The organism is Pseudoclavibacter helvolus (genome assembly GCF_049707175.1).
GTDB lineage: Bacteria > Actinomycetota > Actinomycetes > Actinomycetales > Microbacteriaceae > Pseudoclavibacter > Pseudoclavibacter helvolus_A.
In genome coordinates this window covers 1-12693 of sequence record NZ_JBNAFM010000033.1, presented here as the reverse complement: position 1 = coordinate 12693, position 12693 = coordinate 1, and the positions used below count along the sequence as shown (strand labels likewise).

Annotated in this window: 9 protein-coding genes and 2 pseudogenes; 7 read left to right on the top strand and 4 right to left on the bottom strand. The window is 61.7% G+C overall.

Annotated elements, in window-relative coordinates:
- Positions 1-956: 956 nt before the first annotated feature.
- Both ACPYN9_RS17045 and ACPYN9_RS17040 read right to left on the bottom strand, forming a co-directional pair.
- Positions 957-1634, bottom strand: coding sequence for a response regulator (locus tag ACPYN9_RS17045; RefSeq protein ID WP_424468063.1), 678 nt, complete (start codon positions 1632-1634; stop codon positions 957-959).
- A gap of 44 nt (positions 1635-1678) precedes the next feature.
- Entirely contained in the window at positions 1679-3994 is a 2316-nt protein-coding gene (locus tag ACPYN9_RS17040; protein ID WP_424468061.1) for a sensor histidine kinase, read from the bottom strand.
- A gap of 449 nt (positions 3995-4443) precedes the next feature.
- On the opposite strand from ACPYN9_RS17040, the gene ACPYN9_RS17035 reads away from it, so the two are divergent.
- A complete protein-coding gene (locus ACPYN9_RS17035; protein WP_424468059.1) occupies positions 4444-5802 on the top strand; it encodes a hypothetical protein in 1359 nt (452 codons plus the stop codon).
- Positions 5803-5862: 60 nt separating this feature from the next.
- Here ACPYN9_RS17035 and ACPYN9_RS17030 read toward each other — a convergent pair whose 3' ends face one another.
- Positions 5863-6555, bottom strand: coding sequence for a TetR/AcrR family transcriptional regulator (locus ACPYN9_RS17030; RefSeq protein WP_424468057.1), 693 nt, complete (start codon positions 6553-6555; stop codon positions 5863-5865).
- Positions 6556-6628: 73 nt separating this feature from the next.
- Here ACPYN9_RS17030 and ACPYN9_RS17025 point away from each other — a divergent pair, with 73 nt between their 5' ends.
- The 6 genes and pseudogenes from ACPYN9_RS17025 to ACPYN9_RS17000 form a co-directional block, all read left to right on the top strand.
- Positions 6629-7384, top strand: coding sequence for an SDR family oxidoreductase (locus tag ACPYN9_RS17025; protein WP_424468055.1), 756 nt, complete (start codon positions 6629-6631; stop codon positions 7382-7384).
- A 25-nt stretch (positions 7385-7409) separates the two neighbouring features.
- A complete protein-coding gene (locus ACPYN9_RS17020; RefSeq protein ID WP_424468053.1) occupies positions 7410-7739 on the top strand; it encodes a nuclear transport factor 2 family protein in 330 nt (109 codons plus the stop codon).
- 99 nt (positions 7740-7838) lie between these two features.
- Complete coding sequence (locus tag ACPYN9_RS17015) at positions 7839-9005, top strand: low temperature requirement protein A (RefSeq protein WP_424468051.1); 1167 nt, start codon at positions 7839-7841, stop codon at positions 9003-9005.
- Between the two features lie 112 nt (positions 9006-9117).
- Entirely contained in the window at positions 9118-9603 is a 486-nt protein-coding gene (locus tag ACPYN9_RS17010) for a recombinase family protein (protein WP_424468049.1), read from the top strand.
- Positions 9604-9616: 13 nt separating this feature from the next.
- Positions 9617-10534 (top strand): annotated as a pseudogene (locus ACPYN9_RS17005) (DUF4158 domain-containing protein); the annotation flags it as partial.
- Positions 10519-10863 (top strand): annotated as a pseudogene (locus ACPYN9_RS17000) (Tn3 family transposase); the annotation flags it as partial. The pseudogenes ACPYN9_RS17005 and ACPYN9_RS17000, both read left to right, overlap by 16 nt.
- 207 nt (positions 10864-11070) lie before the next feature.
- Here ACPYN9_RS17000 and ACPYN9_RS16995 read toward each other — a convergent pair.
- The gene (locus ACPYN9_RS16995; RefSeq protein ID WP_424468047.1) at positions 11071-11712 is read right to left on the bottom strand and encodes a hypothetical protein; all 642 of its coding nucleotides are present in this window, start codon (positions 11710-11712) and stop codon (positions 11071-11073) included.
- Positions 11713-12693 lie beyond the last annotated feature (981 nt).

The following is a 12693-nucleotide window of genomic DNA, read 5'->3' as shown; positions in this document are numbered from 1 at the left end:
TCCGGACGGGGAGTGTGAGAACTTCCATCCTGGAAGGCCTCGACCTCTCTTCGCGCAACGACGCGCTACCCGCTCCTGCCCACTACACGACTCTCGACAGAGAGCCGATCCCCGCCCAGAAACGGCAAAGAACCCGGAACGACTACTTATGCCGATTAACCTATGGAACCTACGGAGTGTAATTAATGTCCGTGGTCAAGGGACCCCACGCCCGAGCCATATCTAGTGTGACCTGTGCAATACCAGCTGGAATTGGGCCGTTTCCCGCCAGTGCGTCCGGGCTACGGATGACTGTGGCACCGATGTACCGAGTTTCACCGGGGAGCAAGTCGGCGGTCAAGTAGAACGTTGCCCGCACGGTGTTTGGACCGATGCTCTCGACTGGACCCACGGTCTGCTGTAGGGTGATGGACGACACGAGCCGTGTGTCAAAGGACACGTAGATCGGGGTGCCGGCCAAAACCGGAGAAGCGCCGGGGTTCAAGTCTAGCCGGTAGACAGTCGGAAGCGAATAGTACAGCGACGCCCCGCTTGACGCATCGGTCCAAGTGTTTGTCGTGATTCCAGCGAAGTTCAGCGCGATACCTCGTTCAGTCTCCTGGGAGGCGGAAGCGAGCGGTGACGCAACGGCGAACGCAAGGACCGGGGCCGCCCAAATGGCGCCCGTTACTGCTCGGCGTGTCGGGTGTGCGTCTCCGGGGTGGTTATCGGTCATGTTTGCTTCCTCTCAGTGAACTGCGCCAGAATCGTCGCACTGCAGCCCTGCACACTGGGGGGGGGCATGGGCCAGCCTTCGTGTTGGCAAACACCGTGAACGCTTCACAAGGTCAGGCTGCACGCAGCAATGAGCACCTGGGCAGGCTCGGCGCGGATTGAGTATATCGCTCATGCGGGCGCAAATCACGCTACACTCGACCTCCTTAACCAGGTCAAAGTTGCAGCAAAAAACTCACGACCTAGTGCAGCTCGTCGCGCCTAAAGTACCCGCTCTCCTGAGCAGCGCGGTGGAAATCGACCTTAGTTTTCAGTGGACGACCGACCTGTGCATATTTGATTTTCACTCTCGCGAGGTACTTCTTTGCCGTGTCCGGCTTCACACCGATAATGGCGGCAACATCGTTCAATGTGAGACCGGTTGCGTAGAGAATCATCGCTCGCTCTTCCTGCTCGCCCAGTTTTGGCCTGCCTGGATCCCGGGCAATGACGCTCGCGAGCTCGGTCGTCATCCACTCTTCATCCTTCAGAACAGCGCGGGCAGCCTCAAGGATCTCCGCCTCAGAGTCGCGCTTGCCTACAACGCCGCGCACTCCTGCCGCCAGGACAGACTTGACTAACTCGGGCGACGCCATAGCGGAGAGTACCAATATGCTCATGTGCGCACTGAGTTCGCGCACTAGTTCGGGTTCCGCATCCGTTCCCCGATCGACCATGAGGTCAAGCACAAGCAAGGACGGCCACAACTCCCGACGCTTGCTCCGCAACCAGGCAACGAGCTCGGGCAACGACTCGACGCTGACGACCACGTTAAATCCATCGGATTCAAGGAGCTCTACAGTTCGTCGTCGTTGCAGGACGTGGTCTTCAACAACCGCCGCACGGTACTCCGGTACTGCCCCTTTCCCCACCGCAGTCACTTTCCACCCCTCTACCCTGCCTCTGGGGCAGCACTGGATCGCTTTTACCCGATTTGATCGGCGAAACGAACTTGGAGCACATCGTGCCCGTCGACCGTGACGAGCTCGATTTCACCTTCAAACGAGTCTGGCACGACCGCGTCGTGTACACGAATAATCGTGGGCGTTGCGCCGACAATCGTGCACATCAGCCCTACATCAAGCGAATGGACCGACACAAAGACCTCCGCCCCGGGTGGTGTGGCGGTCACACACGCCAGCACCAATCTGCCGAGTTCCTGCGCCAAGTGCTCGTCATCGGTATCTACATCGCCAACGCTTAGACGCAGATGATTGCGTCCGGTATAGCTCGCGTTGAGGGCTTCCACTAACCAGGTGCCGAGATGAACCGACTGGGTGCTGATCTGGAGAATTTGTCTAAGGTACGACTCTTCGCCAGCGCACTGGTCGCGTACTGAAGGGTCATTCGGGTCCGCGCTCCCATCCGCAAGGGCGGAGAGCAGCACCCGAACCTCCCGCAGGCGCACCCGCGTCCAATAAGACCGCCTACCAAATAGCGAGCTCTGGAGTTCGGCGTCAACACTGGCCGAGTATGTCAGCTCCTGCTGCCTCGCCACCGTAGCGGCAATCTCGTCCACCACACCCTGGAAGTAGCGCCATGCGAGCACGAACCCGATTCCTACTATTCCCGCGAGTAGCACGATCGACGCGCTGAGAACGGAGGTCCCCGCGACGATCATGGCGGCGACACTGACTGCTCCGCCGTAGATTCCCGTCGTCCACCGGACAGCACGTCCGGTCGCCTGAAGCGTTGTGACGAGAACTAGGCAGGCCGTCGGGCCGAGCGCCTGCCACAGCACGGCATCGCGGGCGCCAAAGTCGACGGCCGAAGCGGAAAGTATGAACGTAGCGACGCTGATGGCGAGGAGTGTGCCCACCAGGAGCCGCTTCGTAAGCTCAGAAGTTGGCCGTCCCGAACGTGCAAGAACGACGCCGAGCACATTGAGTGCGAGCATGGCATACGCGCCAGTCATCTCGCCCGATCGATTCAGAGCCTCCAGAATGACCCCGACGGCCGTGACACCGAGCGCCCAGACGGTCGCCGCGCGACTGTGCAGGGCCGTCGCGAGCGCATGGGCGTCACCCGTCGCTTTGGTCGAGTTCCCGTCATTGGTGCCCCGTCGCTGGAACGGCATCCGGAGAACTCCTGAAGTCCCCACGCCCGGTGAGGCACGCACCTCAACAGTGCCCCCGGCATCCTCCATGCGCGCAATGACAGAGTTCGCCAGGCCACGGCCGGGTCGGGGACGGCCATCGAACCCGCGACCACGATCCGCAACGGCGACCACGAGAGCATCGACCGATTGCTTGGTTTCAACCTCAATAAACGGGACTCCGCTGTGCTTCGCAACATTGCGCATCATCTCCTGGGCGGCTCCTACCAGTGCCATAATCTGCGCGGGCGAGAGGTTTCGTGAGCAACTCTCAAGTTCCTCATCGCTCAGCCCGGTGCGTCGAATCGGCAGTGGCGTATTCTCAAACAACTGCGCAAGCCGTGGGTCAGCGTGGTTCTCGGGCGGCGCGGATCCGAGGATGGTGTTGAGTACGTGCAAATCTCGAACGCATTGCTCACGAACCGCTGCGGTGTCGCGCGTCGCCGCCCCACCACTCGCAATGGAGCCGAGCGTATTGACCACTGTGTCGTGGAGCGTGCGCGCGCTCTCCGCGAGTGCCCGTCGGTGCTGGGCACGAACTTCCAAGGTGCGCCGTTCGAGACGCGCATCCGTCGCCTCGCGGTCTGCGTTCCGCGCGAATCGGTCGAGAACGCCCAGGCCCAAAAGACCCACTATCAGGATAGCGAGCTGAGTTACCAGGACCGCTTTCGGCAGGTCTGGTCCCCAGTGCGGGTTCAGAACCCAAAGCAAAAGCGGCAACGTGCACGCGGCAGCGCCAACCACGAGAACGGACGGGACCGGTCGCAAGGAGAAAACTGCAGCAATAGCGGAAAGGTTAACCAACCAGCATGCTGCGAAAGTCAAAGGTGCATTGATATCTCCCGAAACCACCCAGTCGGCCAAACCGAGGCCGTACGCGAGCACTAAAACTGGCCAAGCCGAGATGGTTCGAGGAGAACACCAAATCGCCAGCACCGCAACGGTGCCATGAAGGCAAAGTGAAATCAGTAACGGTAGCAAGTCGAGGCCAGCCATCAGAAGTACAAGCAGCATGACCAGATTCCAGACCGCGAGACCGATCAGGACCGCTCGACGCATGGAGAGCCGCAACGCGAGTGCGGCCGAGTGCGAATGCTGGTCCGAGTCCGGAGATCTCAGCGAGCCGGTCGTCACCAGCGCGTGCACGAGAGCCACCTTTCCGCGCAGAAATTAAAGGTTCACGCGCGGCGGTACCGAAATGCTCACGCGGAGTACATCTGTTGACGTCCTTACGGCACATCCTAGACACATCCCAAACACGTCAGCAGACCCTGGGCTGAAGTCACATAAAAAACAGAGTTTCTTGACATTAAAGAAGACCCTCGAGCAGCCTGCTTAGGGGCCGCCGAAGAACACGAGCGTCCAGACCTCCAAACGTAGGTCAATTCATGCTGGACGCTGGACATTTCGTACATTTGTGCCAACCTGTGTCCTGTCAACTGTTCACGCTGGGATAACCATTGCGTGCTCTCCGGCACCGCAGAGCACGCAACAGCCAGGAAGCTCATGTGTGTATCAAAATGTCGGAGGCCCTAGTAGTGCAAGACTCATCCACCCCACAACCACCTGAACCCGGACAGACTTCTCGGCGTTCAGTGCTCAAGACCACCGCATGGAGTGTGCCAGTCATTGCGGTTGCAACTGCCGCACCCCTTGCGAGTGCATCCGGCGACGTCGTCGTGGAAAATCCCAACCCGTTCCTCGCCGCAGCGTGCACTGAAGCCCGCGGCCTTTTCCTGACTGCAACAAACAACGGCAACCCGGCTGCTGGAGTCCAAATCGAAGTGACACTGCCTGCTGGATGGTCCTGGTCTTCTGGCGTTCCCGGTCCCAGAGTGTTCACGACAGGTGCGTCTGGCGTCGTTGAGATCACGGGCGCAATCGCCGGGAGCGGCAATGGGAGCACGAGCATCAGCGTCAAGGCACTTCCCGCGGGTCCCACCACGAGTATCCCGGTCGAAGTTACTGGCACAAATGCCAGGCAGTACGCGTTCTCTGCTAACGAAGCACCCGTCTACCAGGAGATGCCCGGAGTTCCGGACGGGTCGACGGCAGTTGCATGGAACACGTACCTTGCTCCGGGCGGGGTCCTTTATTCCTACCACCCGGCCACTGGTTACCGAATTGCCCAGACAGGCGTAACTTCAGTGAAGAGCCAGCACTACAGCGGCGGTTCGGGAGCCGGACGGCTCGAACAGGACATCACGACATTCGTAGCTGGTACTGTCGCCAACCACTTCACCTCCGACCTCCCAAATCCCGCGCTAGGATCGCCCAGTTCAGTTCCGGCGGGAACACGCGCAGTCGGGTGGGAGACGTTCCTTTACCCGAGTGGCGAGCTGTGGACTAGCAGAAACATACGTGTGAACGACCCGCTCACCGGAGTCCCCACATCGACGGTCTCGTCGGCGGTCGTGCGCCATCTGCAAGACAGCGGGACAACGCCACCAGACGTTGTCGCCGATTACATCGCGTACGTCGACGCGACAGGAGCTCACGTCGTCAGGCGCACCGGCGCGGGAGCTGTCTCCGGCGCGAGCTACCCGAGCGTCCCACTGGGATCGACGGCCGTTGGATGGAACACGTTCCTCTCGGCATCCGGAGACTTGTACTATCAAAACACTGTGGTAGCGACGGGAGTTGTTTCCGCGACGGCTCAGCACACAGTCACCGATAGCGGACAGGCCAGTGACAAGATCACATGGGTCACCGCTGCCGGCGTCGGTGCCAGCGCCGTGTACGGGTTCGGTGCAGGATCGGTTACCTACGCCACGAATTTTGGCCCCAATGCAAAGGTTGTTGGCTACGAGGGGATCCTGACTCAGTCGGAGGAACTCTGGCACGGAGACACTCTTGTCGACACCGGGGTCTTGAGCGCAGACGCGTACCAGGAACTCGATTTCTACGGTGTTCCCAAGAACGTGTTCGCGTGGACACGCAGACAGCAGTGCTAGGCGTAGACGGGGCGAGTTGTAAATTCGTGGAATATCCGACGCTAAGCGTGGTGTTTGCGCTCAGGTGTTGTTGAGTCGGTTGAGCCAGGTGGTGAGGAGCTGGGTTTCGGCGCGCCCCAGGACGTCGGGGTGTGCGGTAACGTGCGCGACGATTTCGTTAATCTCCTGCCTGCGCGGTTTCTGGGTGGACGTGGTGTTCACGCCGGTGATGGCGGCGATTGTGGCTTCACGGATGGCGGAGGAGAGGGCCAGGTCGGCGGTGGCGAGCACGATCTGCCGGAGGGTTACGCCGATGCTGGTGGCGAGGATGTGCGCGGCAGCTTGTTCAGCTGGAACGATGAGCCGGTTTTGTGCTGCTGCTTGCGTGGCGAGGTGGATCAGGATCGCGCTTGGCCTGGCCTGGGGGGCGGGCGAGTATCCGGGCCGGATCTTTCCGTACATGAGGGTGTAGAAGCCGGGATTTTCGAGCCCGAAGATGACGTGCGCGTCCCACCCTTCCCGAATGTCCTGGATGGGGTCGCCGGTGGGCTCGTGTGCTTCCTTACGAGAGAGGTAGAGGTCGAAGCCGCGTTCGATGACGGATTCGATGAGGCCCTGCTTGTTGCCGAAAAAGTGATACAAGGTTGGCATCTTCACGCCGACCCGGTCGCAGATCGCGCGCAGGGACACGTCCTCACCGGGGGCGGCAGCGATCATGTCCGCGGCGGCATCAAGGAGCCGCGTCCGCGTATCATTTCGCACTTTCGCTGTCATACCGCTATATTATCGTGTAGCGCCGATACGCCACGGCGTAGTGCTGACACAGGAATACGAAAGGGTCTTAACCATGACTACTCACACCCTCGAAGGTAAGAATGTTCTCGTTGCCGCTGGCGCGAAGAATCTGGGCGGGCTCATCTCCCGCCAGGCTGCGGAAGCGGGCGCGAATGTGGCGATCCACTACAACTCTGAGGACACCCGCCCGCAGGCGGAGGAGACGCTGGCTGCGGTGCGAGCAGCAGGTGGGAAGGGTGTCATCCTCTCGGGCGATCTGACCGTTCCGGGGAACGTGGAGAAGCTGTTCGAGGATGCAGAGGCCGCGATCGGGAAGATCGACGTCGCGGTGAACACGGTCGGCAAGGTGCTCCGCAAGCCGATCGCGGACACTACCGAGGATGAGTACGACGCGATGTTCGACGTCAACTCGAAGGCGGCGTATTTCTTCATCAAGGAGGCCGGTAAGCACGTCGCTGACGGCGGCAAAGTGATCACGATCGTCACCAGCCTGCTCGCGGCGTTCACCGACGGATACTCGACCTATGCGGGAGGCAAGAGCCCGGTGGAGCACTTCACCCGCGCCGCGGCGAAGGAGTTCGCCGAGCGCGGCATCTCGGTGACCGCGATCGCCCCGGGCCCGATGGACACGCCGTTCTTCTACGGTCAGGAGACTCCGGAGCGGGTCGAGTTCCACAAGTCCCAGGCGATGGGCAACTCTCTGACGAAGATCGAGGACATCGCCCCGATCGTGACCTTCCTCGCCACCGAGGGCTGGTGGATCACCGGGCAGACGATCTTCGCCAACGGCGGGTACACCACCCGCTGACACCCGCAACCGTCAGGAGAAGCACATGACAGAACTCAACATTCCGGAACCGATCGCGGCGTTCATTGCCGCGGTCAACCGGCACGACGAAGCTGCATTCCTCGATTTCTTCACTCCTTCGGGTGCCGTCGATGACTGGGGCCGCACGTTCACCGGACGCGAGCAGATCAAGGCGTGGAGCGACAAAGAGTTCATCGGATCCAAAGGCGTCCTCACCCCCACCGAGATCACCACAGATGGTGAGCAGGTGAGTGTGATTGGGGACTGGCGAAGCAACCACGCCAACGGCCTGAGCCGTTTTAGCTTCGACATCACGGGTGACTCAATCAACAAGATGACCATCCGCGAAGGGTAACCCGGACAGTTCGCCGTTGCGGGTGCGGGGTCGACCAGCCGAACTGCTGGGCGACCCCGCACACCTATCTCCCACCGTCTGATCCGAAAGAGGACCTCAATGACATCGCTTCCGACGCGGCATCTGCGCCGCATGCAGCCCCGCGACCCCCACGAGCAGCATCGTGCGGCGAGCCCGCTGGAGTTGTTCTTCGACCTCGTGTTCGTTGTCGCCGTCGCGTTCTCCTCACAGACGTTGCACCATATGGAAGCGGACGGGCACCTGGGATCGGGGGTCTTGGGATACCTGATGGTGTTCTTCGCGATCTGGTGGGCGTGGATGAACTTCACCTGGTTCGCGACCGCGTTCGACACCGACGACTGGCTCTACCGGGTCATGACCATCCTCCAGATGGCCGGTGTTCTCGTTCTTGCCGCCGGCACCGGACCCGCGATGGAGCACCACGACTTCACCCTCGTGACAGCCGGTTACGTCATCATGCGCCTCGCCCTCGTCGGGCAATGGGTTCGTGCAGCCCTTAGCCACCCCGAGCTGCGCACCCCTGCGCTGCGCTACGCCACCGCGATCACCGTCGTGCAGGCTCTCTGGGTCGCTCGCCTCTTCCTTCCCGGACAGGTCGGCTTCATCGCCTTCTTCGTCCTCGTCATGGCTGAGATCGCGATCCCCATCTGGGCCGAATCTTCTCGCCCGACACCGTGGAACGCGCACCACATCGCGGAACGGTTCGGCCTGTTCACCCTCATCCTGCTCGGCGAATCCATCCTCGCCTCAGCCAACGCCGTTCTCACTGCAATCGAGGAGGGCCAGCACATCCCGGACCTGCTCACGATCTCCGCCGCCGGGCTCATCATTGCCGCGGGCATGTGGTGGGTGTACTTCGCTCGTGAACAGCACCACCACATCACCAGCCTGCGATCATCGCTGACCTTCGGCTACGTCCACTACCTGATCTTCGCCGCGGCCGGCGCCTTCTCCGCCGGCATCGAAGTCGCCATCGATAGCACCGACGGGCACACCGACGCCCCAACGACGATCGCATCCGCAACCCTCACTATCCCTGTCGCGCTCTTCGTGCTCGGAACCTGGGCCCTAACCCTCCGCCACACCATCGGCCGCGCCGCAACCGGGCTGCTGCTCACCGGAGTCGGCGTCATCCTCACCGCCACCTTCCTTCCCGGTACCGGAACAGTCATAGGCGTTGCAGCAGGAGTCACCCTCGCCGCGATCGCCACCGAACGACACCAGCAGCAGCAAGTCAAGTCGTAACGCCAGGCCAATCAGCCAACGAAGCTCCCGATCGGGAACGATCGTTCGACGGACGGGTATCCACCCGTGATCAGTACGTCGACGGCCAGCGGGATGCTCTAGAAGACGTCGGATGCGAGATGGTGTTGGTCGACTTGGCATCAGGCAAGCTCAGTCCCGGCCCGGGTTGGAGAAAACGCTACCGTCAGCAACCCGCGCCGGCGATCAGCTCGTCGCAACGAAGCTGGACCGGCTGGGCCGTTCGCTGGAGAACCTGATCGAGCTATCCAAGCGGCTGCAGGGGCCGGGCGTCGACCTGGTAGTGCTCGATCAGGGCATCGACACGTCCACCCCGCTGGGGACGATGTTCTTCCACCTTCTCGGTTCGATCGCCGAGTTCGAGCACGCGCGCATGGCCGAACGCACCCGCGACGGCCTCGCGGCCGCCCGGGCGCGAGGCCGCACCGGAGGTCAGAAGCCCAAGCTCGGGGCGCGGCAGGTCAAGTTGACGCGGCAGATGTATGACGAGGACGGGAAACGGGCACACACGGTGGCGCAGGTCGCGGCGGAGTTCAAGGTGAGCCGGCCCACCATCTACCGTTACCTCTCCGCATCATAGACCGGCCCACTCGGTGGCTCGTCGCGCTCTGCTCACACCCCTTGAACGCGCCCAAATTCTCGGCCTACCTGATGATGACGAGGGGATTGCACTGTTGTGCACGGTCGATGAGGCCGACATTTCGCTGATCCGTCAGCAGCGCGGGGATCCGGATCTGCTGGGTTTCGCGTTGCAGTTCGCCCTGCTGCGCGGCCCCGGGATCGCGCTAGGCCCAGGCCGCGCCATTCCAGACGCGGTGATCGCCCGGATGGCGTCGAACCTCGCGGTGGCCCCGACGGTGTGGGCCGAGTACTCGAGCCGTGAGGAAACGATGCAGGAACACGCGCGCGAAGCGCGCGTCTACCTGGGATTGGCCTCTTTCGGGATGAGCGCCTTCCGGGGGCTCGTGGACAAGATCGACCTCGTCGCCGCGCACACCGATCGTGGCCGAATGCTCGTGGAGGCCGCGATCGCGTCGCTGCGCCGTGCAGGCATCGCGTTGCCGGCAGTCGAGGTGTTCGAGTCCGCCCGCGCGCAGGGATTGACCCGTGCGAACCGCCACCTACACACGGTGCTGAGTGAACCGCTCAACGCTGCGTAGCGTAGCCGGCTCGATGCCCTGCTGCGACGCCGCGCAGATGGCCCGTTGACGCAGATCGGCGGGTTGCGGCAGGCCCCCGCCCGACCCAACGCGCAGTCCACGCTCGAGCACGCCTACCGGCTGACTGTGTGGAAGGCTCTGGAGCTGCCGTGGTCCACGGCGAAGCTCGTGCACCGCAACCGGCTCCTGAAACTTGCCCGTAAGGGGGCATCGATGACGGCCGCCGATCTTGCGAGGTTCGAACCCCGGCGCCGCTATGCGACGTTGTTCGCGATGCCTGTCAAGGGAATGGCAACCGTCACCGACGAGATCATCGAGATGCACGACCGAATCATCGGCCGACTACTGCGGGCCTGAATAAAGGCGAAGTCCGCAACACCCTTGCCCGTGCCGTGTTCTTCAACCGCCTCGGTGTAATCCGATACCGCTCCTTCGAACCACAGCGCTACCGCGCCTCCGGCCGCAACCTCTTCACCACAGCGATCGTGGTATGGAACACCGTCTACCTCGACTGCGCCATCACCCTCACAAGCACCAACAACCCACCCGAACCGGAGCTGCTGCGCTACCTCTCACCCCTGAGCTGGGAACACATCAACCTCACCGGCAACTACACCTGGCCCCGCACCACACACCGACCAGGCCGCTACAGCCCCCTCCGACGCGAACGCCGGGCCTAGCGTCGGATATTCCACGAATGCACACGCCACCACTAGACCCAGATATGCCGATGGCGACGTTGCGCACCCGGGCAGAGTTTGCCCAAGTGCGCAACGTCTCCGATTCCGAACACTCCGGCAATAGCGCGAGACGCGATCAGAAGCAGGAGCACTTAGAGGTGCAAGGAGTGGGTTTCATGATCGCCGTTAAATGACGCTGGAATTGATTTACGCGCAACTGATCCGGGGCAAAGTGACGGCAATATCGTCAGCGGAAAGTGTTGTCGGAGTAGCCGCGCCTGTGAACCAGGAGAACCTGAGGACCTGTGCGCCGCTGGTAGTCGGCGTGTAGGAAACCGAGTAAGGGGCGTAGTTCGCGTAGTTGTTACCCGTTGCGTTCGACGGCAGCACGATCGCCGAGCCCTGGTTGGGGCGTGTGGCGGCTCGCCAGAGGTAGCCCGAGGAACCGATTTCGAACGTAATCGTCGCAGCGCGAGACGTAGATTCCACTAGGTTTCCGTAGTTGGCCCCGGCGAACCAATCGATGTTGTACGTACGACCCGCGACAAAATCGATGGAAACGAACACCGAGATCCCGACAGCGGGTCTGGTCGGAGGGAGACCCTCCGCGTAGCTCCAGAACTCTTCGACAAAGGGGCTTGGCGCGGACGTGGGACGCCTCTCGACGGTGCCATCACCGACGGCCGGATCTGTGAGCCACGCGGTGGTCCACGCCGATCCCGAGGGAACAACCGGGCACTCCGGCGAGGCCACGGCCAGTGGAACTGAGCTTGTCGCAAGGATCGTCGGCACTGACCAAGCGGAGGCCTTCAAGATCATTCTTCTGTCGACTGCGCGTACTTCATCCATGCGGACTGCCTCTCAGCGTTGGGGAATGCTGAAAATTTAGCACGCCATTAGCGCCGTGTGGGGTTGCACTTTTTACCGGAGACGTGCACCTGCTTCATCCATGACGACCGAACTTCGATCACGGATGCAACGGGTGACGACGCTCAAGCCATCGTGCCAGTGCGTAGCTCCGGTTCGGGGCGCCAACCCACGGCACATCGACGGTGCAGTGGGGTGCCGGTGATCCGGACCCATGAAAAGACGCGGCGACGGCATCCCCCGAAGCTCGCCGCCGCGCCACCGCTGACTGGGGCGTGCGTTCCACAACACAATCTGCAGGTCTATGCATGTTGGCATATGTCAGAGCTTCCGAGACGCGCATTCCTGCGTCATGAGACGCTATTTGCAATATAGACCCCCAAAAGTAGGTCCATAGAAATGTTGTTCGGATCGATCGAGACTTAAATGAACCGTCTCGGGTTCCGTGCCACTCCTGTGCGGGGATCGTCTAGGTTTCAAGAGTCCCGGTAGCGGGTCGGCTCGTAAGCGCCGGGGCTGAACGTGCCAGGGTTTTCGTAGAGGGTTTGGTGCAGGAGCAGCTGACAGTTCTGGTCAGGCAGCGAGGGCCAGTTTGGGGTCTGCTGTTGGTTCGATTGAGGCCCTGACCGCATGATTCTGGAGAGAGAGTCGTGCTGGAAAATGGCCATCATGCCGAAGGTCTACTCAGATGAGTTCAAGCGAGACGCGGTCGCGATCGTGGAGTTTAGGCTCGCGCAGAAGCAGGTATACAAGGAATCGTGCGTCTCGAAGACTGGCCTTGACCCTCAATCGTGGACACGGTGTCGGTTGGGTTATGCAGAATCGTTCCGGGTTCTTTGCCGTTTCTGGGCGGGGATCGGCTCTCTGTTGAGAGTCCCGTAGTGGGCCGCCTGGCCTGGCGTGACCTCGATCACCAACGGCAGTCCGGACCCGTCCACGAGCTGGTGAATCTTGGTCGAGAGG

What these genes read in the sequence shown, in the direction of transcription:
- ACPYN9_RS17015 (WP_424468051.1), top strand. Translation starts at nt 7,839, where the DNA reads ATGACATCGCTTCCGACGCGGCATCTGCGCCGCATGCAGCCCCGCGAC.
- ACPYN9_RS17010 (WP_424468049.1), top strand. Translation starts at nt 9,118, where the DNA reads ATGCGAGATGGTGTTGGTCGACTTGGCATCAGGCAAGCTCAGTCCCGG.
- ACPYN9_RS17025 (WP_424468055.1), top strand. Translation starts at nt 6,629, where the DNA reads ATGACTACTCACACCCTCGAAGGTAAGAATGTTCTCGTTGCCGCTGGC.
- ACPYN9_RS16995 (WP_424468047.1), bottom strand. Translation starts at nt 11,712, where the DNA reads ATGGATGAAGTACGCGCAGTCGACAGAAGAATGATCTTGAAGGCCTCC.
- ACPYN9_RS17030 (WP_424468057.1), bottom strand. Translation starts at nt 6,555, where the DNA reads ATGACAGCGAAAGTGCGAAATGATACGCGGACGCGGCTCCTTGATGCC.
- ACPYN9_RS17020 (WP_424468053.1), top strand. Translation starts at nt 7,410, where the DNA reads ATGACAGAACTCAACATTCCGGAACCGATCGCGGCGTTCATTGCCGCG.